This window comes from Pseudomonas sp. TE24901 (genome assembly GCF_054058375.1).
In genome coordinates this window covers 1-21296 of the sequence record NZ_JBSSAF010000027.1, presented here as the reverse complement: position 1 = coordinate 21296, position 21296 = coordinate 1, and the positions used below count along the sequence as shown (strand labels likewise).

Below are 21296 nucleotides of genomic sequence, written 5' to 3'. Positions count from 1 at the left end.
GTCTCCAGCGTTCTTTTTAAAGTGCTTGTTTCGCTTAAGACCGCGGATAGTGGCTGACACATTTAGAAATGATAAGTGAGTTATTTGGATGTATTGATGCGTACAGGCTATCAATCGCCAAGGTCGTCCAAAATGATGGCCCTGTTCTATGCTGAAAGGTGTGACCAAATCTTACGGATGGGAGGTGACAATGGCTGACGAACGCAAGCGAAAGGATGAGCCGGAGCGTGAACAACCCCGGCGCCACGAGGAAGACAAACCGCAGACCTGGAAGCATCCGGACGACGGCACAGAGCTGTCGGAGCGCGACCAGGAGTTCCCGCTTAAACCCTGATATCCCGGGAGTACTCGTTTAGAAATGTGGGAGCGGGCTTGCTCGCGAATGCGGTGTATCAGTGGCAAATAGGCTGACTGACACACCGCATTCGCGAGCAAGCCCGCTCCCACATTGTCCTGCGCTCAGTTCAGGATCGGCGTACACAACTCCACCAGCGTCCCATCCGGGCAACGCACATACGACACCACCTGCCCCCAGGGTTTAGTCGTCGGCGCCGACAGCTCTACTGCGCCCTGCGCAAGCGCGTTGGCGTGCGCAGCCAACACATCCTCGGTCACAAACCCCACCTCCATCCCCAACGGCTGGCGCGAAGCGTGTGCCTGTACATGCCCGCCCTCGAAATTCATTGCACCCAGTTCATGGGCGGCAAACGACAGGGTCGTAGCCCCTGTTTCCAGCTCGCCATACGTGCCTGATTCATGCAGGAAACGGCGACTGAACCCGAAGGCTTTTTCGAAGAATTCCAAAGAGGCCGCAACGTCCGGCACGTAGATGATGGTGTAGGCGAATTTCATGGTTGAGCGCTCCTTGCGTGGTTGAGGGGTCATTAGAGTCAGCGGCCCTGCGTCCGTCAATCGAGCAGAAATCGGATCGGGAAACTATTTGACATATTTGATTTGTGATCACATATTGAAGCCATAAGAACGACAACACAGGTTTGACTCATGACTGATGGTCCGCTCCTCCTGCCCACCTTGCGCCAGGTATCCCGCGATACCCTGCAAGACCAGGTCTACCGCCAGATCCGCGAAGCGCTGATGAGCGGTCGCTTCCAGCCTGGCCAGAAACTCACCATCCGCGGCCTCGCCGAAGCCCTCGGTTCCAGCCCCATGCCGGTGCGCGAAGCCCTGCAGCGCCTCAGCGCCGAAAACGCCTTTGAAGTCACCGAAACCTCCCGTCTGCGTGTACGACTGATGACCGTCGAACGCCTGCGTGAAATCCGTGATACCCGGGTTGCCCTCGAAGGTTTGCTTGCCGAAAAGGCAGTGCTGCGCCTGCAAAAAGCTGACCTCGACGAAATCACCGACCTCTGCCAGCAGATGCAGCACGCCGCCGATGAAGTCGACGTGTCGCGCTACCTGTGGACCAACTTCGCGTTTCACCGGCGCATCTACGCCGTGGCCCAGGCCGAGTTGACCATGGCTGCCGTGGAAAACTTCTGGCTGCACATGGGCCCGTGTTTTGCCCTGGTCGCCCCCGATAAAGCTCACCTGCAACGCTCAATGGAGGCGCACACGCGCATCGTCGAAGCCCTGGCCGCCCGCGATGGCGCCGGCGCTCGCGCGGCGGTGACCGATGACATCATGCAGGCCGCCGATTCCCTGGCGCGCCTGCTCGTCAAGAACGACCGTACGCGGTCGTCTGCTTCAGGAGGTAAACGTGCATGAGTGTCCTACAACGGTTGCAGCCCTATCCCGGGTTACGTGTGTTGATTTCCGGCGGGGCTGCCGGCATCGGTGAAGTGCTGGCGGCGGCGTACCTGGAAGCAGGCGCCAAGGTGCATGTGTGTGACGTGAGCGAGTCGGCCCTGGCCGCGTTTCGCGACAAGCACCCTGGCACCGTCGCCACCCGCGCCGATGTCAGCGATGCCGCGCAAATCGAGGCGGTGTTCAAGGTGCAGCACGAACAGTTCGGCGGCCTCGATGTGCTGGTGAACAACGCCGGGATCGCCGGGCCTACCGGCGGGATCGATGCGATCAGCGACGCCGACTGGCAAGCCACCATCAACATCAATCTTACGGCGCAATACCGCTTTGCCCACCACGCGGTGCCGATGCTCAGGGAATCGTCCCACGGCCACTTGCTGCACATCGCCTCGGTGGCCGGGCGCTTGGGTTACGCGTGGCGCACGCCGTATGCGGCGACCAAATGGGCCATCGTCGGCCTGATGAAATCCCTGGCCTCGGAGTTGGGCGAGAGCGATATCCGCGTCAACGCCTTGCTGCCCGGCATCGTCGAAGGCCCGCGCATGGACGGCGTGATCCGCGCCCGTGCCGAGCAGGTCGGCGTGCCCGAAGCCCAGATGCGCCAGGAATACCTCAACAAGATCTCGCTCAAGCGCATGGTCACCGCCGAAGACGTCGCGGCCATGGCCTTGTTTCTCTGTTCGCCCGCCGCACGCAACGTGACCGGCCAGGCGATCAGCGTCGACGGGAACGTCGAGTACCTGTAAGCCACGGAAGAACACTGCGCGCTGCACCCAGGATTTTTCTTCATAAGAATAAAAGTCGGAGATTCGTCATGTCCAAAAATCGTCCTGTCATCATTACCTGCGCCGTTACCGGTGCGATTCATACGCCGTCGATGTCGCCGCACTTGCCGATCACCGCGCAGGAAATTGCCGACGCCGCCATCGGTGCCGCCGAAGCCGGCGCCGCGATTGTCCACCTGCATGCCCGTGACCCCAACGATGGCCGCCCCAGCCAGGACCCGGCGCTGTTCGCCGAATTCCTGCCGCAGATCAAGGCTGCCAGCGACGTGGTGATCAACATCACCACCGGCGGCGCACCGACCATGGGCGTGGAAGAGCGCCTGCAGCCGGTGATGCAGTTCAAGCCGGAACTGGCCTCGTTGAACATGGGCTCGATGAACTTCGGCCTGTACGAAATGCTCAACCGCTTCACTGACTTCAAGCACGACTGGGAGCGCCCGTACCTCGAAGACAGTGACGACCGGATCTTCCGCAACACCTTCCGCGACATCACCCACATCCTCAATTCCTGCGCCGAGAACCGCACCCGTTTCGAGATCGAGTGCTACGACATCGGCCACCTCTACACCGCCGCGCATTTCCTGGAGCGCGGCCTGCTCAAGCCGCCGCTGTTTATCCAGTCGGTGTTCGGTTTGCGCGGTGGCATCGGTGGGCACCCGGAAGACCTGGCGCACATGCGGCGCACCGCCGACCGCTTGTTTGGTGACGACTACGTGTGGTCGATCCTCGGTGCCGGGCGTGGGCAAATTCCGCTGGCGACCATGGGCCTGTCCATGGGCAGTAACGCGCGGGTCGGCCTGGAAGATTCGCTGTGGGACGGGCCGGGCAAGCTGGCAGCCTCCAACGCCGACCAGGTACGGCGCATCCGCACGGTGATCGAAGCCCTCGGCCATCGCGTGGCCACGCCGGATGAAGCGCGGGAAATCCTCGGGCTCAAGGGGCGTGACCAGGTCAATTTCTAAGCCTGACGCTGCAAACAACGAGGCCGTGGTGAAGCACGGCCTGCATCCCGCACAACAACAATAAGGGGATCACCATGCGTATCGAAGTGCTCGTCGACATCAAGACCACCCTGGGCGAAGGCCCGGTGTGGGACGTCGAACAACAACGGCTGTACTGGATCGACAGCGCCGACGGCCGGGTCCTGCGCTGTACTGATGACGGTCGTGAACTGCGCGCCTGGGACGTGGGCCAGAAAATCGGCTCCATGGCCCTGCGCCACAACGGCCACTCGGCGATTGTCGCCCTGCAAAACGGCGTGCACACCCTCGACCTCAAGAGCGGTGAACTCAACCTCGTCATCGACCCGGAACCGCACCTGCCGAACAACCGCCTCAACGATGGCAAGGTCGATCGCCAGGGCCGCTTTGTCTTCGGCTCCATGGACACCCTCGAAGACAGCGCCAGCGCCAAGCTCTACCGGCTGGACGCCGACCTGAGCCTGCACACCCTGGACGAAGGCATCATCGTGTCCAACGGCCCGTGCTGGAGCCCGTCGGGCGAAACCTTCTACTTCTGTGACACCTGGTCCGGCGAGATCTGGGCCTATGACTACGACCTCGCCACAGGAGGCGTGAGCAACCGCCGCACCTTTGCCAAGGTCGACACCTCCGGAGGTGGCGCCGCCGACGGCTGCACCGTCGACGCCGAAGGGTGCCTGTGGCAGGCGCTGGTCTACGCCGGAAAACTGGTGCGCTACACCCCCGACGGCCACGTCGACCGCATCATCCAGATGCCGGTGAAAAAGGTCACCAGCCTGACCTTCGGCGGGCCGAACCTGGACACCCTGTTTGTGACCTCGATGGCCAAGCCGCCGCTGCCGCGTTTCCCGGCAGACGGCCAGCAGCGCGGCGCGCTGTTCGCCATTACCGGGTTGGGCGTGCAAGGAATAGCCGAGCGACGTTTCGCCAGCTAGCGCGTGTGTGTGACAAGGCAAATTCCTTCGCAACCTTGTGTCAGTGCGCGCCCTTGCGCGCCTGGAGAGGCCCATGGCAACTATCAAAAAAGCGTCGCTGCGCAGCATTCACCGGCATTCCTGGGTGTCGCTGCTGGTCTGTTGGATGATCTGGATCCTCAACGCCTATGACCGTGAGATCGTGTTGCGCCTGGGGCCGACCATCTCCAAGCATTTCGATCTGTCCGCCGACCAGTGGGGCACCGTGGCCACGGTGGTCATGCTGGCCCTGGCGCTGCTGGATATCCCCGGCTCCATGTGGAGCGACCGTTACGGTGGCGGCTGGAAACGCGCGCGCTTCCAGGTGCCGCTGGTGCTGGGTTACACCGCGATCTCGTTCCTGTCGGGCTTCAAGGCACTGAGCGGCAACCTGGCCACCTTTATTGCCCTGCGCGTCGGCGTCAACCTCGGCGCGGGCTGGGGCGAGCCGGTGGGCGTGAGCAACACCGCCGAGTGGTGGCCGGTGGAGCGTCGCGGCTTTGCCTTGGGCGCGCACCACACCGGTTATCCGATCGGGGCGATGCTCAGCGGCATCGTCGCCAGCTTTGTCATCACCGTGTTCGGCGAAGACAACTGGCGCTACGTGTTCTTCTTCGCCTTTGTGGTGGCGCTGCCGCTGATGATCTTCTGGGCGCGCTACTCCACAGCCGAGCGCATCACCGCACTGTATGTCGACATTGCCGCCAAAGGCATGACCCCGCCCGACAACGCACCGCCCAGCGCGGTAAAAGGCGAGGCTTGGCGCACCTTTGTCGCCACCTTGCGCAACCGGAATATCGCCCTCACGGCCGGCAATACGATGCTCACCCAAGTGGTGTACATGGGCGTCAACATCGTGCTGCCGGCCTATCTCTACAACATCGCCGGGTTGTCCCTCGCGGAGTCGGCGGGGATGAGCGTGGTGTTCACCCTCACCGGCATCCTCGGGCAACTGGTGTGGCCGTCGCTGTCGGACATCATCGGCCGACGCACCACCCTGATCATCTGCGGGCTGTGGATGGCGGCGAGTGTCGGCGCGTTCTACTTCGCCAACACCCTGACGCTGATCATCGTCGTGCAACTGCTGTTCGGCCTGGTGGCCAATGCGGTGTGGCCGATCTACTACGCGGTGGCCTGTGACTCGGCCGAGCCGTCTGCGACCTCCACCGCCAACGGCATCATCACCACCGCGATGTTCATCGGCGGCGGCCTGGCGCCGGTGCTGATGGGCAGCCTGATTGCCATGGGCGGCGGCTGGACCACGCTGCACGGCTACACCGTGTGCTTCTTCGTGATGGCCGGCTGCGCCCTCGGCGGCGCGCTGCTGCAACTGTTTTCCCATCGCCCCCAGGCCATGGCTGTGCAACTCCAACCCTAGAACAACACTGATGCGCCCCCCAGCTCGGCTGGCGGGGCGCCAAGAGGAACTGCCGATGACAACCGTCACCCGGGCCCGCGAACCGCAGGCGCTGAATAAACTGATGTTCGCCAAGCTGATGCCCTTGCTGATCATCGCCTACATTCTGAGTTTCCTGGACCGCACCAACATCGCCCTGGCCAAGCATCACCTGGACGTCGACCTGGGCATTTCCGCCGCGGCCTACGGGCTGGGCGCCGGGTTGTTTTTCCTCACCTATGCGCTGTCGGAAATCCCCAGCAACCTGATCATGCACAAGGTCGGCGCGCGGTTCTGGATCGCCCGAATCATGGTGACCTGGGGCCTGATCTCGGCGGCCATGGCCTTTGTGCAGGGCGAGACCTCGTTCTACGTGCTGCGCCTGTTGCTGGGCATCGCCGAGGCCGGGTTGTTTCCGGGCGTCATGCTCTATCTGACGTACTGGTTCAACCGTGAACAACGGGCGCGGGCCACCGGTTATTTTCTGTTGGGCGTGTGCTTTGCCAACATCATCGGCGGCCCGGTGGGCGCGGCCTTGATGCGCATGGACGGCCTGCTCGGTTGGCATGGCTGGCAGTGGATGTTCCTGCTCGAAGGCTTGCCGGCCGTGGCGTTTGCCTGGGTGGTGTGGTGCAAGTTGCCGGATCGCCCGAGCAAGGCGTCGTGGCTGTCGGCCGAAGAAGCGCGGGGCATCGAGCAGCGTATCGCCCAGGAAACCGAAGAGGGCGCGGGCGAGGGTGGGCACTCGTTGAAAAACTGGCTGACCCCACAAATCCTGTTGGCGATCTTTGTGTATTTTTGCCATCAGATCACCATCTACACCGTGATCTTTTTCCTGCCGAGCATCATCAGCAAATACGGGGAGCTGAGCACCATGAGCGTCGGCCTGCTGACGTCGCTGCCGTGGATGGCGGCGGCACTGGGCGCCGTGCTGATTCCGCGTTTTGCCACGACGCCCGGGCGTTGCCGGCGTCTGCTGGTGACAGGGCTGCTGACCATGGCGCTGGGGCTGGGCATTGCGTCGGTGTCGGGGCCGGTGTTCAGTTTGCTGGGCTTTTGCCTGTCGGCGGTGATGTTCTTTGTGGTGCAGTCGATCGTGTTCCTGTACCCGGCGTCACGCCTCAAGGGCGTCGCGTTGGCGGGCGGTCTGGGGTTCGTCAACGCGTGCGGGCTGTTGGGCGGGTTTGTCGGGCCGTCGGTGATGGGCGCGATTGAAATGAGCACCGGTAACGCGATGAACGGCTTGAAGGTGATTGCACTGGTGTTGGTGGTGGCGGCGCTGGCGGCATTGCGCTTGCGTCAGGGGCAGGAGGCGACTCACACCAGCAATGAAGTGGGGAACCCGGAAGCCAGCACCAGGTAAGCCACGATGGCCGCCAGGCACAGGCCGACAAATACCCGCAGCAGTGTCCTGGCAGTCGGGTTTTCGATGAACTTGATGGCCCAGAGCAACACCCCGCTAAAGAGGGCGCTCATGGCGAAAATGACCAGCACGGTGGTGTTCCTGCGACCCTGGAAAGCTGATTTATAGTCCCAAAGCCTGCGGATGAACAGTGCGCACATAGACGCAGGCCCCCGGGCTTTCTAAACTGCGGCTTGTCTTGGGGAAAGGGGCAGGCGCCGATGAATCGCAATGAACTACGCAAGGCCGACATCAACCTGATGGTGGTCTTCGAAGCACTGATGCTGGAGCGCAATGTGACACGCGTGGCCGAGAAGCTGTTTCTCGGCCAACCCACCATCAGCTCGGCCCTCAACCGCCTGCGTACGCTGTTCAACGACCCGCTGTTCATCCGCGTCGGCCATCGCATGGAACCCACCGCGCGCGCCGAGGAGATCATCCAGCACCTGTCGCCGGCCCTGGACTCCCTCTCGTCGGCCTTGAGCCTGACCCACGATTTTGACCCCACCCAAAGCACCATGACCTTCCGCATCGGCCTGTCCGACGACGTTGAGTTCGGCCTGCTGCCGCCGTTGCTGCGGGCCTTGCGCCAGGAAGCACCGCTGGTGGTGTTTGTGGTGCAGCACGTCGACTACTGGCGAATCCCGGACCTGCTGGCCTCGGGCGATATCACCGTCGGCATCACCCAAACGCGTGGCCTGCCGGCCAATGCCAAGCGCAAGTTGCTGCGGCATATCCGCCCCAGCTTGCTGCGCGCTGACGCTTCAGACACCCCGCTGACCCTCGACGAATATTGCGCACGCCCCCATGTGCTGGTGTCCCACACCGCCAACGTGTCCGGGTTCGCCGATGAATGGCTGGCGGAGATCGGCCGCAAGCGCCATGTGGTGCTGTCGGTGCCGCAGTACAGCGCGCTGCCGGCCTTGCTCGCCGGCACCGACATGATCGCCAGCTTGCCCGACTACACCGCCCAGGCCATGGCCGCCAGCGGCAACCTGTTCTGCGAGCCGTTTCCGTTTGAAACCCCGACCCTGGACCTGTCGATGGTCTGGCTCAGCCACGTGGACACCGACCCAGCGGAACGCTGGATGCGCTCGCGGCTGGAAGCGTTCATGAGCGAGCGCGACCTGCTGCCGGTGCTGGCCGCCAAATCCTGAGGCAACGCGTCCAAGCGGGACTGCTCGCGCAGGCGCCTGACCGAAGTTTCACCGACAAAACGGCCCGGTTCATTTCGGCCGCGTGTTATACCTATGACTCTTTTCCTACACGTACTCGGAGCTTTTCATGCCGCACCTGCACCTGGAATACACCGCCAACTTGCCAGACCTGGCGGTTGAGAAAACCCTGTTGCGGCTCAACAACGTGCTGATGGCATCCGGGCAGTTCGGTTCCGAGTTCGACATCAAGAGCCGCGCCGTGAAGGTCGAGAGCTTCCAGGTCGGCACCTCCCTGAGTTCCCGTGGCTTTATTGCGGTGAAACTATCGCTGCTCAGCGGGCGCTCGCCCCAGGTCAAGAAACAGCTCTCCGAAAGCCTGTTGGCGGCGCTGCAAGACCTGGGTGATTGGCCCGAAGGCGTGCAGCTGCAACTGAGTGTCGAGCTGCTGGACATTGATCGCGATTCCTACAGCAAAGTCGCCATCGGTTAAGGGTTACAGCAACCCTTGTTCGGCGCAGACTTTTACGACTTGCTCGCGAAACCAGGTATTGGCGCTGTCCTGTTCACTGGTTTCGTTCCACTGCATGTCCAGGGTGAACCCTGGTAAGCCGTTGGGCGCTTCGCAATGGCCGAATACCGGCGGTGGCGCCAGCAGCTTCTGCACGCGGCGGGGCAGGGTGACGACGAAGTCGGTGCCGGTGATCATCTTCAGTGCCGCGCCGTAGCTGTTGGCCCGCGCCACCACTTGGCGCTTGTGGGCCTGGCGCGCGAGCCAGCCGTCAATCATGTTGGTGCTGGAGGTCCAGGGCGTCGGGAACACGTGGCGGCGCTCCACAAAGGATTGCAGGCTGAACGCCGGCTCCCGGGGCGCCGAACGTTGGTCGAACACACACACCAAATCATCTTCGAGCAGCATCTGGGTCTTGAAGTCTTTGTGGGCGCGGTGAAAGTGCGGGCCGAAGCAGATCACCAGGTCGAGGCGGCCTTCGCGCAGGTCGTCGGCGGGGATGTCGCTTTCCAGCTTTTGCACGTTGACGATCACCGGCAGGTCGGCGCGGTCGAAGTTTTTCAGCAGGCGCGGCAGGATCAATTGCTCGAAGTATTCCGGGGCACACACGTTGAAGGTCACGGCTTTTTGCGTCGGGTCGAAGGCCTGGCCCCCGGCGTGGCACAGGTTGATGCTTTCGAGGATCTTCTGCACATGGCCATACATGGTGGTGGCCTTGTACGTTGGCCGCATGCCCGCCCGCGTGTTGATAAACAGCTCGTCCTCGAAACTGGTGCGCAGTTTCTTCAGGCTGTAGCTCACGGTGGACTGGCTGACGAACAGCGTTTCGGACACCTCGGTAACGCTGCTCTGGTCGTAGACGGCGATGAACACCATCAAGTCCTGCATATCGAGCTTTCTGAGCGAATTACTGTTTAGCATCCATTCCATCCGGTAAGCCTTGGCACTGTGACAGCGCGCGACAAGGGCAAAAGCTTAACGGAACGCTCGTACCAATAGAAAGCTCTGTAGGGCGTTTCTATGTTTGGCGTGAGACAAATAATGTTTGCAACACGACGTCAGCGAATATGCCGAGCGTAATGCTGCGGGGTGAAGCGGCTGACTGACACAACGGCGATCCACTGTGGAAACTGGCTTTTGTGGGAGCTGGCTTGCCTGCGATGGCGATCTGTCAGTTGATACAGCGTTGATTGACACACCGCTATCGCAGGCAAGCCAGCTCTCACATGGGATGTGTGTCGTTAGATGGATTTAATCACGTGCTTGATCTCCTGGAATGCCGCCAACCCCCACGGCCCCAGCTCGCGGCCGATGCTGCTCTGCTTGTAACCGCCCCACGCCGTCTGCGGGAAGATCACCTGCGGCGCGTTGATCCATATCAGCCCGGCTTGCAACGCATTGGCGACACGCTCGGTGGCTTCAGGGTTGCGGCTGACCACACTGGCCACCAGGCCGAAGTCGCTGTCGTTGGCCAGGGCGATGGCTTCTTCTTCAGTGGTAAAGCGGCGTACACACAGCACCGGTCCAAAGATCTCTTCGTTCCACAACGCACTGTCCAACGGCACATCGGTAAACACCGTCGGCCGAATGAAGAAACCCTTGGCCAGATCCGCCGGCCGTTCACCACCGCACAGCAACCGCGCGCCGTCTTCAACACCACGCCTGATATGCCCCAGCACCCGCTGATACTGCGCGCGATTGATCAGCGCGCCCATTTCCACGTCGTCGGCAAACGGGTCGGCCACGCGAATACCTTCAGCCCGTGCCTGCAAGCGTTGCAGGAATTCATCCGCCAGGCTGTCAGCCACCAACACGCGGCTGGTGGCCGAGCAGATTTGCCCCGCGTTGAAAAAACCACCGCCGCACGCCAGTTCCACCGCCAGGTCGAGGTCGGCGTCGGCCAGCACCAGCAACGAGGATTTGCCGCCCAGTTCCAGGCTCACGCCCTTGATGGTTTCAGCAGCACGCTGCATCACTTGCACGCCCACTGCGTTGCTGCCGGTGAAGGAGATCTTCGCCACGCGACGGTCTGCTGCCAGGGGCGCGCCCACCGCCAGGCCGGTGCCGCAGACCAGGTTGAACACGCCGCTCGGGAAGCCCGCTTCGGCGATGATCCGCGCCAATTCAAGCTCCGCCAGCGGCGTGACTTCCGAGGGTTTGAGCACCACGCAGCAGCCGGCCGCCAGGGCCGGGGCGAGTTTCCAGGCGGTGGTCACCATCGGGAAATTCCACGGTACGATCAGCCCCACCACGCCACACGGCTCACGGCGCAGACGCGCGCTGAAGTCATCGCTGGGCAGCGCCACCGGGCGGTCTTGCCCAGCGTCCATTTCTTCAGCCACACCGGCGTAGTACTCGAAGGTGGCGATCACGTCGTCCACATCGATCCCCGCTTCAAACAGCGGCTTGCCGTTGTTGCTCGACTGCAATTGCATCAGCTGCTCGCGGCGTTCGCTGACGCCCTGGGCGACCTTGCGCAACAGCGCGCCACGATCACGGCCGGTACTCTTGGACCAGTCACCGAACGCGGCGCTGGCCGCGTCGACCGCCAGCTTTACTGCTGTGGCATCACCCACGCTGACCTGGGCCAACGTCGCCTCGGTGGCCGGGTTGATCACCTCCAGCACGTCATGGCCGGCACGCCATACACCGTCGATGTACACACCGTTCAATACTGCGCTCATACCCCTACCTCCTTCATCCAAAGTCCCTGGTCGATTTCAATCAGCGTCGGCCCCTGGCGATCGGCCGCGGCACGTAAGGCTGTGCGCAAGTGTTCGCTGCCCTGGATACGCTCGGCGGCGCAGCCCAGTGCCTTGGCCACGCCGATGAAGTCCGGGGTGTAGATGTCTACGCCGACCGGTTCGATAGCGCGGTTGACCATGTACTTCTTGATCTCTTCGTAGCCCTGGTTATTCCACAGCAGGACGATGACCGGCACCCGTGCTTCCACGGCGCTGGCCAGTTCCGGCAGGCTGAATTGCAGGCCGCCATCGCCGATCAGGCACACCACCGGCTGCCCGTCGCCACGCCCCAGCCAGGCGCCGATGGCGGCCGGCAAGGCGTAGCCCAACGTGCCGTAGCCGGTGGAGGAATTGAACCAGCGGCGTGGGTGGTCGAGGTTGAGCGTGAGGTTGCCGCTGTACACCGGCTGGGTGGAGTCGCCCACCAGCACGGCGTCGGGCAGTTCGTCCAGGACGGTGGTGAGGAACAGGGTTTGCGCGCGGGTGGCGGCGTCCCAGGTGGGCGCCAAATCGGCCCACAGGCGTGTAACCCGTTCGGCGCCCCACGCTGGGTTGCGCGCAGGCAGCGGCTTGCTGTTCAGTTCTGCCAGCAAGGCCTCGGCGGCGATCTGTGCATCGGCCACCAGCGCTACCTGCGGCGGGTAATTGCGCACGGTCTGGTCGGCATCGATGTCGACGCGCAGTAAGGCGCCGGGAATCTCGAAGCCTCCGGCGAAGGTCACGTCGTAGTCGGTTTCGGCCAGTTCCGTGCCGATGGCCAGCACCACATCGGCGTCGGCCACCAATGCGCGGGTGGCGACCAGTGTTTGCGTGGAGCCGATCAACAGGGGGTGGCTGGCGGGCAGCATGCCCTTGGCGTTGATGGTCAGGGCCACGGGGGCGCCGAGGGTTTCGGCCAGACGGGTCAGTTCCGGGGCGGCGTCGATGGCGCCGCCACCGGCGAGGATCAACGGGCGCTTGGCGGCCGCCAGCAGTTGAGCCATTTGTTTCACCGCCGACGGCGCCGCACCGGCACGGGCCACGCTGACCGGCTCGCTGCCGAGCAAGGCGTCGGCGTTTTCCACCAGCACATCCAGCGGGATCTCGATATGCACCGGGCGCGGGCGGCCGGCCTGGAACAGGGCAAATGCACGGGCCAGTACGCCGGGCAGTTCCGCCGCCGACATCAAGGTGTGGGAGAACGCGGCCACGCCGGCCATCATCGCGCTCTGGTTCGGCAGTTCATGCAGCTTGCCGCGCCCGCCGCCCAATTGGCTGCGTGACTGCACGCTGGAGATCACCAGCATCGGGATCGAGTCGGCATAGGCCTGGCCCATGGCCGTGGTGATGTTGGTCATGCCGGGGCCGGTGATGATGAAACACACACCCGGCTTGCCGCTGGTGCGCGCATAGCCGTCAGCCATGAAGCCGGCGCCCTGTTCGTGGCGCGGGGTAACGTGACGGATGCTCGAGCGGGCCAGGCCGCGATACAGCTCCACAGTGTGTACGCCGGGGATGCCGAACACCTGATCCACGCCGTAGCCTTCCAGAAGGTGGACCAATACTTCGCCGCAGGTCGCCATACATGTCGCTCTTGTTATGGATTCGAGGCGGTATTGGACCGGCTGGCCCGTAGCGGCAACAATCGATAAAAAGTCATACTAGCCATGTCCTCACGTCATGGCTGCGCCCCTATGAAACGCCTCCCACCGTTGCCCGCGCTGCACACCTTCTGGGTCACGGCCCAGTGCTGCAATTTCACCCGCGCGGCCGAGCAACTGCACATCACCCAGGGCGCGGTGAGCCGCCAGATTGCGGGGCTGGAAAACCACCTGGGCTACGCCTTGTTCCAACGCCAGGCGCGGGGTTTGAGCCTGACCGAGGAAGGCCGCGAATGGTCGCTAAGGGCCCAGCAGGTATTCGGTTTGATCGGCGAAGCAGTGGAGCAGATCGGCGGCCGCCGCGAGACCCTACAACTCAAGGCGTCCACCTGCGTAATGCGCTGGCTGCTGCCGCGCTTGATGCAATGGCAGCACGAGCGCCCGGACGTGCCTGTGGAACTCACCACCACCGTGGCCTACACCGTGGACTTTCGCCGCGAGCAATTTGATGCGGCGGTGATCTATGCGCCCATCGCCGAGCAATCGGCCCAGGCCCGGCACTTGTTTGACGAACAACTCACACCCGTGTGTGCACCGGCCTTGCTCGGCGGGTTGCGCACGCCGGCGGACCTGCAGCAACAGGTACTGCTGCACCCCACGCGGGATGAGCGGGACTGGGCGTTGTGGCTCAAGGCGGCGAATACCCATTTGAGCAACCTGGCCCAGGGGCATCATTTCGAAACACTGGATTTGGCCATGACGGTGGCGTCACAAGGCTCGGGCGTGGCGATCGGCGACAGTGCGCTGATCGGTGAGGATTTGAAGGCGGGGCGGTTGGCAATGCCGTTCGAGCTGCAAGTAGCAACGGGGATGGGGTACTACCTGGTGTATCCCTCGGGGAGTGAGCCTTCACCCGGGCTGGAGGCTCTTATGAATTGGCTCGTCAGCCAGGCACAACAGTCGTAACCCTGAAGATCCAAATGTGGGAGCGGGCTTGCTCGCGAATGCGGTGGTTCAGTTAAAACTTCTTTCACTGATACACCGCATTCGCGAGCAAGCCCGCTCCCACAGGTTTAACCGCGTTGGGTCAATTGGCTGGTCATGAACGCCAATCCCCCCATGTAGGAGAGCGTTGGATCAGTAGCCGACGGTGAAGCGTTGGCGTGAATGCTTCGGCGTTTCCACTTCGTCGATCAGGGCGATGGCGTAGTCGGCGAAGCTGATCCAGCTGCGGCCTTCGCTGCTCACCAGCAGGTCATCCTGGCCCAGGCGGAAGGCGCCGGTGCGCTCGGTTTCGACGAACTCCGCCGACGGCGACAGGAAGGTCCAGTCCAGGTCTTTTTCCTGGCGCAGTACGCTAAGAAACTCGGCGCCCGCGCTGGCTTCGGCTTTGTACTCGGCCGGGAAGCCCGGGCTGTCGATCACGCGGCCACCGCCTGGCAGCAGCAGCGAACCGGCACCGCCCACCACCAGCAGGCGCTTCACGCCGGCCTTTTTCACCGGGCCGATCACGGCGCTGGCGGGCAGGGTGGCGAAGTGCGCGGCGCTGATCACCACGTCGCTGCCGCTGACAGCCTGTTGCAGGGCCGCGGCGTCCAGTGCGTCGACTTTCTTCACAGTGACGCCCGGGCGCACGGCGATCTTGTCGGTGTTACGCGCAATGGCGGTGACGCTGTGCCCGCGACGCAGGGCTTCTTCCAGCAGTTGGCTACCGGCACGGCCGGTGGCACCAATGATTGCAATCTTGCTCATGACGTTCTCCAGTTCGTTAGGGTTTGAAACCATTCACCACTTCATTTCGCCCTTGGCGACTTTGGCACCCAGTTCCAGGCTGCCTTCGTCGGCGAGGTTCGGGTAACGCTTTTTCATGGCCGTGATCAGCGCGGCAGAGTCCTTGGCCTTGGCGGTCTCGATGTCGAACGCCTTGATGTAATCGGCGGTAAACGCCACGGACTTCACGGTGGGGGTGCCCAGGTAGTGGCCTGGGATCACCGTGCGGGGTTTCAAGGCTTCAATGCGCTTGAGGGTGGTCAACCAGTCGGCATGGGATTGGGCGGTCTGGGTGTCAGCCATCCACACGTGGGTGTTTTCAAACACCACCACGCCACCGACCACGGCCTTGATCGATGGGATCCACACAAAGGTGCGGTCCGGTTGCGGGCCGTTCAGCCCGACCACTTCCAGCGCCTGGCCTTCAAGCGTCAGGGTGTGGCCTTGCAGCACCTGGGGGATGACCAGCTTCGCTGGTTTGTCGGCGCCCAGTTTCGGGCCCCAGAACGCGAGTTTTTGCTCGGCGGTCGCCTTGATGTGGTCGACCACCGGCTGCGAGGCCAGCACCTTGGCGTCGGGGAAGGCGGTGGTCAGGACGTCGAGGCCGAAGTAGTAGTCCGGGTCGCCGTCGCTGACGTAGATGGTGGTCAGGTGCTTGCCGCTGGCGCGGATCTTCTGGACCAGGTCTTGCGCCTGGCCATTGCCGAACTGCGCATTCACCAGGATGACGTCATGCTCGCCACTGACCAGTACCGAACTCACCGGCATCATCGCCGAGGTGCCCGGGTTGTAGGCATCGAGCGTCAGGTCCGCGGCAGCGGCGTGGGCAGCAAAGGCCAGGGCGGCCATCGCGGTGGCCAACCGTTTGAAGGTCGAGATCATGTGCAGCTCCAGCGAGGGATAAGTGATGCACAGAGCTTAGTTGCACTAAACGTCACAAAAAATGCCATGCTTGAACATAGTTTGTTTCTAAAACCGGGCAAATCATGGACCGTCTTCAAGCAATGCGGGTGTTTGTCAGCGTAGTCGACCTGGGCAGCCAGTCGGCGGCGGCCGATCATCTGGACCTGTCGCGGCCGGTGGTGTCGCGCTACCTGGCTGAACTGGAAGACTGGGTGGGCGCACGCCTGATGCACCGCACCACGCGCAAGCTGAGCCTGACGACGGCCGGCAGTGAAATGCTGCCGCGCTGCCGACAGATGCTGGAGTTGTGCAACGACATGCAGGCTGCCGTCACCGAGCCCGATGAAGCCCCACGCGGTCAGTTGCGCTTGAGTGTCAGCAGCTCGTTCGGCCAGGCGCAGTTGGCCGATGCGGTGGCCGAGTACGTCAAGCTCTACCCGCTGGTGAGCATCGACATGCAGATGCTCGACCGCACGGTGAACCTGGTGGACGAACGCATCGACCTGGCCATCCGCACCAGTTTCGAACTGGACCCCAACCTGATCGCGCGCAAGCTCACCCTGTGCCGTTCGGTGATCTGCGCGTCGCCCGCTTACCTGCTGGAGCACCCGCAACCCCGGCAGGTGCGTGACCTGGCAGGGCACAATTGCCTGACCCACTCCTACTTCGGCAAAAGCCTCTGGCATTTTACTGAGAACGGCGAGCCGGTGTCCGTGGCGGTGCAGGGCACTATCAGCGCCAATGAGGCCACGACGTTGTTGCGAGTGACCTTGGCGGGGGCGGGGGTGTCACGGTTGCCGAGCTATCAGGCCGGGGATTACATCCGCAGCGGCGAATTGGTTCGCTTGTTGCCCGACGCCGAGCCGCAGCAGATGAACATCTACGCGGTGTACGCCTCGCGCAAACACATGCCCCAGGCGCTGCGCAGCCTGCTGGATTTCCTGGTGGTGAGGTTTCCGGAGGAGCCTGCGTGGGACGTAGGCCTCTAGGGCGACATAAACCGGTTGAATAGCGTCCAATAATGGCAACTCGCCCTGGCTGACCTATGCTTTAAACAGCACTGTTCATACCTGTGCTGAGGTCTGTGCCATGACGCTAAAAATCAGAAAGTACCTGATGATTTTCATCCTGTGCGCCCTGGCGACTGCGCTGTATGGCACCGCCGCCTACCGGGTAGAGCAAACGCGCATGCAACCGCCGAGTTTTGCGATCAGTTGCCATCAGGACCAATGCGTTCCCCATACCGGCAGCTTCAGCGCGCTGCGCTGATACACCGCTATCGCCGGCAAGCCGGCTCCTACAAAGAGGGGCTGGTGTCGGCCTTGAGCTGTTCGCGAAAGGCCTTGGGCGAGAACCCGACCCGTCGGCGGAACAGCCGTGAGAAGTTGGTGGGGTCGGAAAACCCCAGCACTTCCGACATCTCGTTGATGGTCATGCTGGTGTAGGTCAGCAGGCGCTTGGCTTCCAGCAACTGGCGGTCATGCATGATCTGCAGTGCAGGCTGCCCTCCCAATTCCCGACACGTACCGTTGAGGTGCGAGACCGAGATGCCCAGTTTATGGGCCAGGTCTTCGATCTTCGGGTGTTCGCGATAATGCTGTTCGACCAACTGGGTAAAGCGCCGAAAGTACTCACGGCCGCGTGGTGTGCGGGGATGGCGGCGCTGGATGGCCTGGCGGCTGATCCACACCAGCAGCACGCTGACCAGGGCGTGCATCATCATGTCCCGCGCCGGTTGCTCATCGGCGTATTCGTCCTGCAGGCGGGCGAACTGGGCGTTGAGGTAGTCACTGTCCTTGCCGGCAGGGTAACTGCCCAGGGCCTGTAAACCGTCGACGGTGGCCCCCAGTTGCGCCTGCAAGTGGCTCACCAGCGGTGCAGCCAGCGTTACCACGTAGCCTTCGACATTCTCCGAAAAACGAAAACCATGCACACACAACGGCGGCAGCACCTGCAGCGTGGCTTCGTTGAGCGTGGTGCGCTGGCCTTCGATTTCCAACTGCGCGTGACCCTTGTGGACATACAGCAACTGGCACAGATCCGCGTGCCGGTGGGGCTGGATTTCCCACTGGTATTCCCGACTCCGCCGGGAAATGGTTTCACAGTGCAACAAATCCGGCGTTGGCCATTGCTGGCTTTCCCCGTACAGCTTGAAGACCGGAATCGCGGAACTGGCAGTTTTCGTCATGGTTTCAATCCGATACTCAGGATAGTGGTGCGGTAATCGCCCCGATTGGCAAAAAGCGCAGGCTTTGTCTCAGTTTTCACCTTCTTTTGCCGGCCACTCAAGTGAAAAATGCCAGCAACCAGATCAATGACAACTCTTTCACCCAATCCGTTCGGTGAAGCTTGCGGGCCATAAAAATAATGAAAACGCTGAAAACCCAAGTCGCCATTATTGGCGCCGGTCCTTCGGGATTGCTGCTCGGCCAACTGCTGCACAACGCCGGTATCCAGACCCTTATTCTTGAGCGTCAGCGCGCCGATTATGTGAAAGGTCGCATCCGTGCCGGGGTGCTGGAACAAGGCATGGTCGACCTGTTGCGCGAGGCGGGCGTGAGCCAGCGCATGGACGCCGAGGGCCTGGTGCATGACGGTTTTGAACTGGCGCTCAATGGCAGGCTCACCCACATCGACCTCAAGGCGCTGACGTGCGGGCAGTCGGTGATGGTCTACGGCCAGACCGAAGTCACCCGCGACCTGATGGCCGCCCGTGAAGCCGCTGGCGCCAGCACCCTGTATGAAGCGCACAACGTGCAGCCCCACGACCTCAACAGTGATCGACCCTGGCTCACCTTCGAGCACGAAGGCGAGACGTATCGCCTGGAGTGCGACTACATCGCCGGTTGCGACGGTTTCCACGGGGTGGCGCGTCAGTCGATTCCTGCCGAGTCGCTGGAGGTGTTCGAGCGGGTCTATCCCTTTGGCTGGCTAGGCATCCTGGCCGATACACCGCCCGTGCACCCGGAACTGGTATACGCCAAACACTCGCGTGGCTTTGCGTTATGCAGCATGCGCTCGCCGACGCGCAGCCGGTATTACCTGCAAGTGCCGGTGGAAGAACCGTTGGATGAGTGGTCGGATGAGCGCTTCTGGGAGGAACTGAAAACCCGCCTGCCGGGCGAGCTGGCGCCGCGGTTGGTCACAGGACCATCGATCGAGAAGAGTATCGCGCCGCTGCGCAGTTTCGTGGTGGAGCCGATGCAGTACGGGCGCCTGTTCCTGCTTGGCGATGCGGCGCACATCGTGCCACCCACTGGCGCCAAGGGGCTGAACCTGGCGGCCAGTGATGTGAGCACGCTGTATCGGATCCTGTTCAAGGTGTACCGCGAGGGACGGGTGGACTTGCTGGAAAAGTACTCCGCCATCTGCCTGCGCCGCGTGTGGAAGGCCGAGCGGTTCTCCTGGTGGATGACTTCGATGCTGCATCAATTCCCACAAGCGGACGGCTTCAGCCAGCGCATCGCCGAGAGCGAGCTTGAGTACTTCATCCACTCGGAGGCCGGTCGTAAAACCATTGCAGAAAATTACGTCGGACTTCCTTACGAGGCTATCGAATAGCCTGCTATCGAGTAAGATGTCGAGCATTCCCGCGGGCCCTTCCTTACCCGTGGGCCCTGCTCGAAAGGTTCTGCCGTGACCAACCTGAATCAGCCCGCCCAACCCGTTCCCGCCGTACGCAGTGTGCTGGCTGCCTTGATGATGGCGATCTTCCTCGGTGCCCTGGACCAGACCATCGTCGCCGTGTCCATGCCGGCCATTTCGGCGCAATTCCATGACGTCAACCTGCTGGCCTGGGTGATCTCCGGCTACATGGTGGCGATGACGGTGGCGGTGCCGATCTACGGCAAGCTCGGCGACCTGTATGGGCGGCGACCGATGATGCTGATCGGCATGGGCCTGTTCACGCTGGCGTCGCTGTTCTGCGGCATGGCGCAAAGCATGGAGCAACTGGTGCTGGCGCGGATCCTTCAGGGCATCGGCGCCGGCGGGATGATCTCGGTGAGCCAGGCGATCATCGGTGACATCATCCCGCCCCGTGAACGCGGGCGCTACCAGGGCTACTTCAGCAGCATGTACGCCGTGGCCAGCGTGGCCGGGCCGGTATTGGGCGGCTACATGACCGAGTACCTGTCATGGCGCTGGGTGTTCCTGATCAACCTGCCACTGGGCGCCGGCGCCTGGTACGTGGCCCATCGCACGCTGGTGGGTTTGCCGGTGCCGCAGCGCAAGCCGATCATCGACTACCTCGGCACAATATTGATGATCATCGGCTTGACCGCCTTGCTGCTGGGCATCACCGAAATCGGCCAGGGCCATCACTGGCGCGACGACCAGGTGCTGGGCCTGCTGGCGTGCGCGTTGGTGGCGCTGAGCGTGTTTGTCTGGCATGAACGCCGCGCGCGGGAGCCGCTGCTGCCGATGCACCTGTTCGCCAACCGCAGTGCGGTGTTGTGCTGGTGTACGATTTTCTTCACCAGCTTCCAGGCGATTTCCCTGACGGTGTTGATGCCGCTGCGCTACCAGACGGTGACCGGTTCCGGCGCCGACAGCGCGGCGTTGCACCTGTTGCCGTTGGCAATGGGGTTGCCCATGGGCGCCTATTTCGCCGGGCGTATGACCTCGGTGACCGGGCGCTATAAACCGATGATCTTGAGTGGCGCGCTGTTGAGCCCGTTTGCGATTCTCGGCATGGCCTACAGCGCGCCCCAGGCGGTGGGGATGACGGCGGTGTTTATGCTGCTGTGTGGGATTGCGGCGGGGATGCAGTTTCCGACATCGCTGGTGGGGACGCAGAATTCGGTAGAACAGCGGGATATTGGTGTGGCCACCAGTACCACCAACCTGTTCCGTTCGCTGGGTGGCGCGGTGGGGGTGGCGTGCATGTCGGCGCTGTTGCTGGCGTTGTTGCAGGATTCGAGTTTTGCGCACTTGGCCAGTGGGGCGTTGGGGGCTGAGGGCGGTTCGGGGAATGTTTTGTTGGATGGGCTGAACGCGGCGCCAGGGCCGGCGCAGGATGCGTTGCGTGGGGAGTTGGCGGTGACGTTTCGGCATTTGTTGATGGTGAGTGCGGGGGTTTCTTTGCTTGGGTTGATGGCGGCTCTGGCTATGCCTAATCGGGTGTTGCGGGGGCGGGAGGATAAGGCTCGGTGAGGTTGGGTGGGGGGTGTAGTTCCGTTGCTGCGGTAACGGCTACTTAGGGTTCCGCCCTTACGGCGGGTCACTTTTGGAAGAGCGCCAAAAGTAACCAAAAACGCTTTGCCCCAACACTCGGCACCTCGCCTAGGCTCGGTGTGCCCTCACTCCGGCTTTGGAGCGTGGGCCGCCGCGATGGGCCATCCTTGGCCCAGCGC

General features: G+C 62.6%; 22 protein-coding genes. 14 read left to right on the top strand and 8 right to left on the bottom strand.

The genetic code is table 11. The features are described 5' to 3' along the window. Positions 1-190: 190 nt before the first annotated feature. Entirely contained in the window at positions 191-334 is a 144-nt protein-coding gene (locus ACVWVP_RS30480; protein WP_457409818.1) for a hypothetical protein, read from the top strand. A 125-nt stretch (positions 335-459) separates the two neighbouring features. Here ACVWVP_RS30480 and ACVWVP_RS30475 read toward each other — a convergent pair whose 3' ends face one another. Then, on the bottom strand, positions 460-852 hold the full coding sequence (locus tag ACVWVP_RS30475) for a VOC family protein (RefSeq protein ID WP_457409817.1): 393 nt from the start codon (positions 850-852) through the stop codon (positions 460-462). A 150-nt stretch (positions 853-1002) separates the two neighbouring features. Between ACVWVP_RS30475 and ACVWVP_RS30470 the strand changes: the two genes are divergently transcribed. From ACVWVP_RS30470 to ACVWVP_RS30445, 6 genes are all read left to right on the top strand, one after another. After that, complete coding sequence (locus ACVWVP_RS30470) at positions 1003-1725, top strand: GntR family transcriptional regulator (protein ID WP_178925670.1); 723 nt, start codon at positions 1003-1005, stop codon at positions 1723-1725. After that, entirely contained in the window at positions 1722-2510 is a 789-nt protein-coding gene (locus ACVWVP_RS30465) for an SDR family oxidoreductase (RefSeq protein WP_457409814.1), read from the top strand. The genes ACVWVP_RS30470 and ACVWVP_RS30465 overlap by 4 nt, the downstream gene beginning before the upstream one ends. Before the next feature lie 68 nt (positions 2511-2578). Then, entirely contained in the window at positions 2579-3511 is a 933-nt protein-coding gene (locus ACVWVP_RS30460; RefSeq protein ID WP_457409812.1) for a 3-keto-5-aminohexanoate cleavage protein, read from the top strand. A gap of 74 nt (positions 3512-3585) precedes the next feature. Further along, a complete protein-coding gene (locus ACVWVP_RS30455) occupies positions 3586-4464 on the top strand; it encodes an SMP-30/gluconolactonase/LRE family protein (RefSeq protein WP_457409810.1) in 879 nt (292 codons plus the stop codon). A gap of 73 nt (positions 4465-4537) precedes the next feature. Next, positions 4538-5860 (top strand): MFS transporter, encoded by a 1323-nt coding sequence (locus ACVWVP_RS30450; protein ID WP_178925741.1) that lies wholly within the window; start codon positions 4538-4540, stop codon positions 5858-5860. 55 nt (positions 5861-5915) lie between these two features. Then, complete coding sequence (locus ACVWVP_RS30445; protein ID WP_259175821.1) at positions 5916-7241, top strand: MFS transporter; 1326 nt, start codon at positions 5916-5918, stop codon at positions 7239-7241. Here the strand turns inward: ACVWVP_RS30445 and ACVWVP_RS30440 are convergent. After that, entirely contained in the window at positions 7196-7354 is a 159-nt protein-coding gene (locus ACVWVP_RS30440; protein ID WP_178926108.1) for a hypothetical protein, read from the bottom strand. The two genes, ACVWVP_RS30445 and ACVWVP_RS30440, sit on opposite strands and share 46 nt — an antisense overlap. Before the next feature lie 147 nt (positions 7355-7501). Between ACVWVP_RS30440 and ACVWVP_RS30435 the strand changes: the two genes are divergently transcribed. Together ACVWVP_RS30435 and ACVWVP_RS30430 are read left to right on the top strand one after the other, a co-directional pair. After that, positions 7502-8437, top strand: coding sequence for a LysR substrate-binding domain-containing protein (locus ACVWVP_RS30435; protein ID WP_176995287.1), 936 nt, complete (start codon positions 7502-7504; stop codon positions 8435-8437). Positions 8438-8564: 127 nt separating this feature from the next. After that, on the top strand, positions 8565-8927 hold the full coding sequence (locus tag ACVWVP_RS30430) for a 5-carboxymethyl-2-hydroxymuconate Delta-isomerase (RefSeq protein WP_176995288.1): 363 nt from the start codon (positions 8565-8567) through the stop codon (positions 8925-8927). Positions 8928-8930: 3 nt separating this feature from the next. Here ACVWVP_RS30430 and ACVWVP_RS30425 read toward each other — a convergent pair whose 3' ends face one another. The 3 genes from ACVWVP_RS30425 to ACVWVP_RS30415 all read right to left on the bottom strand — a co-directional run bounded on the left by ACVWVP_RS30425 (position 8931) and on the right by ACVWVP_RS30415 (position 13251). Continuing rightward, positions 8931-9866 carry a LysR family transcriptional regulator gene (locus ACVWVP_RS30425; protein ID WP_259175818.1) on the bottom strand — a complete coding sequence of 312 codons (936 nt, stop codon included), beginning with the start codon at positions 9864-9866 and terminating at the stop codon, positions 8931-8933. Positions 9867-10186: 320 nt separating this feature from the next. Further along, the gene (locus ACVWVP_RS30420; protein WP_457409805.1) at positions 10187-11629 is read right to left on the bottom strand and encodes an aldehyde dehydrogenase family protein; all 1443 of its coding nucleotides are present in this window, start codon (positions 11627-11629) and stop codon (positions 10187-10189) included. Continuing rightward, on the bottom strand, positions 11626-13251 hold the full coding sequence (locus ACVWVP_RS30415; RefSeq protein ID WP_259175816.1) for a 5-guanidino-2-oxopentanoate decarboxylase: 1626 nt from the start codon (positions 13249-13251) through the stop codon (positions 11626-11628). Before ACVWVP_RS30415 ends, ACVWVP_RS30420 begins: the two co-directional genes overlap by 4 nt. Positions 13252-13362: 111 nt before the next feature. On the opposite strand from ACVWVP_RS30415, the gene ACVWVP_RS30410 reads away from it, so the two are divergent. Beyond that, positions 13363-14235 carry a LysR substrate-binding domain-containing protein gene (locus tag ACVWVP_RS30410; protein ID WP_457409804.1) on the top strand — a complete coding sequence of 291 codons (873 nt, stop codon included), beginning with the start codon at positions 13363-13365 and terminating at the stop codon, positions 14233-14235. A gap of 171 nt (positions 14236-14406) precedes the next feature. Here the strand turns inward: ACVWVP_RS30410 and ACVWVP_RS30405 are convergent, their stop codons facing one another. Further along, complete coding sequence (locus tag ACVWVP_RS30405) at positions 14407-15021, bottom strand: NAD(P)-dependent oxidoreductase (RefSeq protein ID WP_457409802.1); 615 nt, start codon at positions 15019-15021, stop codon at positions 14407-14409. 33 nt (positions 15022-15054) lie between these two features. Further along, positions 15055-15921 carry an MBL fold metallo-hydrolase gene (locus ACVWVP_RS30400; RefSeq protein WP_457409799.1) on the bottom strand — a complete coding sequence of 289 codons (867 nt, stop codon included), beginning with the start codon at positions 15919-15921 and terminating at the stop codon, positions 15055-15057. Between the two features lie 104 nt (positions 15922-16025). On the opposite strand from ACVWVP_RS30400, the gene ACVWVP_RS30395 reads away from it, so the two are divergent. Then, a complete protein-coding gene (locus ACVWVP_RS30395) occupies positions 16026-16931 on the top strand; it encodes a LysR family transcriptional regulator (protein ID WP_457409797.1) in 906 nt (301 codons plus the stop codon). Positions 16932-17031: 100 nt separating this feature from the next. Continuing rightward, positions 17032-17211, top strand: a complete 180-nt coding sequence (locus ACVWVP_RS30390) for a hypothetical protein (protein WP_176995297.1) — start codon at positions 17032-17034, stop codon at positions 17209-17211. A gap of 28 nt (positions 17212-17239) precedes the next feature. Here the strand turns inward: ACVWVP_RS30390 and ACVWVP_RS30385 are convergent, their stop codons facing one another. Beyond that, positions 17240-18130: a helix-turn-helix domain-containing protein gene (locus ACVWVP_RS30385; RefSeq protein ID WP_457409795.1), complete on the bottom strand. Its 891-nt coding sequence runs from the start codon at positions 18128-18130 to the stop codon at positions 17240-17242. A gap of 188 nt (positions 18131-18318) precedes the next feature. Here ACVWVP_RS30385 and pobA point away from each other — a divergent pair, with 188 nt between their 5' ends. Both pobA and ACVWVP_RS30375 read left to right on the top strand, forming a co-directional pair. After that, positions 18319-19503 carry a 4-hydroxybenzoate 3-monooxygenase gene (pobA, locus tag ACVWVP_RS30380; protein ID WP_457409845.1) on the top strand — a complete coding sequence of 395 codons (1185 nt, stop codon included), beginning with the start codon at positions 18319-18321 and terminating at the stop codon, positions 19501-19503. A gap of 75 nt (positions 19504-19578) precedes the next feature. Further along, the gene (locus tag ACVWVP_RS30375; protein WP_259175809.1) at positions 19579-21096 is read left to right on the top strand and encodes an MDR family MFS transporter; all 1518 of its coding nucleotides are present in this window, start codon (positions 19579-19581) and stop codon (positions 21094-21096) included. The last annotated feature ends 200 nt before the right edge of the window (positions 21097-21296 follow it).

Excerpts from the sequence above, each read along its gene's own strand:
- ACVWVP_RS30480 (WP_457409818.1), top strand. The coding sequence starts at position 191 with ATGGCTGACGAACGCAAGCGAAAGGATGAGCCGGAGCGTGAACAACCC.
- ACVWVP_RS30475 (WP_457409817.1), bottom strand. The coding sequence starts at position 852 with ATGAAATTCGCCTACACCATCATCTACGTGCCGGACGTTGCGGCCTCT.
- ACVWVP_RS30470 (WP_178925670.1), top strand. The coding sequence starts at position 1,003 with ATGACTGATGGTCCGCTCCTCCTGCCCACCTTGCGCCAGGTATCCCGC.
- ACVWVP_RS30465 (WP_457409814.1), top strand. The coding sequence starts at position 1,722 with ATGAGTGTCCTACAACGGTTGCAGCCCTATCCCGGGTTACGTGTGTTG.
- ACVWVP_RS30460 (WP_457409812.1), top strand. The coding sequence starts at position 2,579 with ATGTCCAAAAATCGTCCTGTCATCATTACCTGCGCCGTTACCGGTGCG.
- ACVWVP_RS30455 (WP_457409810.1), top strand. The coding sequence starts at position 3,586 with ATGCGTATCGAAGTGCTCGTCGACATCAAGACCACCCTGGGCGAAGGC.
- ACVWVP_RS30450 (WP_178925741.1), top strand. The coding sequence starts at position 4,538 with ATGGCAACTATCAAAAAAGCGTCGCTGCGCAGCATTCACCGGCATTCC.
- ACVWVP_RS30445 (WP_259175821.1), top strand. The coding sequence starts at position 5,916 with ATGACAACCGTCACCCGGGCCCGCGAACCGCAGGCGCTGAATAAACTG.
- ACVWVP_RS30440 (WP_178926108.1), bottom strand. The coding sequence starts at position 7,354 with ATGAGCGCCCTCTTTAGCGGGGTGTTGCTCTGGGCCATCAAGTTCATC.
- ACVWVP_RS30435 (WP_176995287.1), top strand. The coding sequence starts at position 7,502 with ATGAATCGCAATGAACTACGCAAGGCCGACATCAACCTGATGGTGGTC.
- ACVWVP_RS30430 (WP_176995288.1), top strand. The coding sequence starts at position 8,565 with ATGCCGCACCTGCACCTGGAATACACCGCCAACTTGCCAGACCTGGCG.
- ACVWVP_RS30425 (WP_259175818.1), bottom strand. The coding sequence starts at position 9,866 with ATGCTAAACAGTAATTCGCTCAGAAAGCTCGATATGCAGGACTTGATG.
- ACVWVP_RS30420 (WP_457409805.1), bottom strand. The coding sequence starts at position 11,629 with ATGAGCGCAGTATTGAACGGTGTGTACATCGACGGTGTATGGCGTGCC.
- ACVWVP_RS30415 (WP_259175816.1), bottom strand. The coding sequence starts at position 13,251 with ATGGCGACCTGCGGCGAAGTATTGGTCCACCTTCTGGAAGGCTACGGC.
- ACVWVP_RS30410 (WP_457409804.1), top strand. The coding sequence starts at position 13,363 with ATGAAACGCCTCCCACCGTTGCCCGCGCTGCACACCTTCTGGGTCACG.
- ACVWVP_RS30405 (WP_457409802.1), bottom strand. The coding sequence starts at position 15,021 with ATGAGCAAGATTGCAATCATTGGTGCCACCGGCCGTGCCGGTAGCCAA.
- ACVWVP_RS30400 (WP_457409799.1), bottom strand. The coding sequence starts at position 15,921 with ATGATCTCGACCTTCAAACGGTTGGCCACCGCGATGGCCGCCCTGGCC.
- ACVWVP_RS30395 (WP_457409797.1), top strand. The coding sequence starts at position 16,026 with ATGGACCGTCTTCAAGCAATGCGGGTGTTTGTCAGCGTAGTCGACCTG.
- ACVWVP_RS30390 (WP_176995297.1), top strand. The coding sequence starts at position 17,032 with ATGACGCTAAAAATCAGAAAGTACCTGATGATTTTCATCCTGTGCGCC.
- ACVWVP_RS30385 (WP_457409795.1), bottom strand. The coding sequence starts at position 18,130 with ATGACGAAAACTGCCAGTTCCGCGATTCCGGTCTTCAAGCTGTACGGG.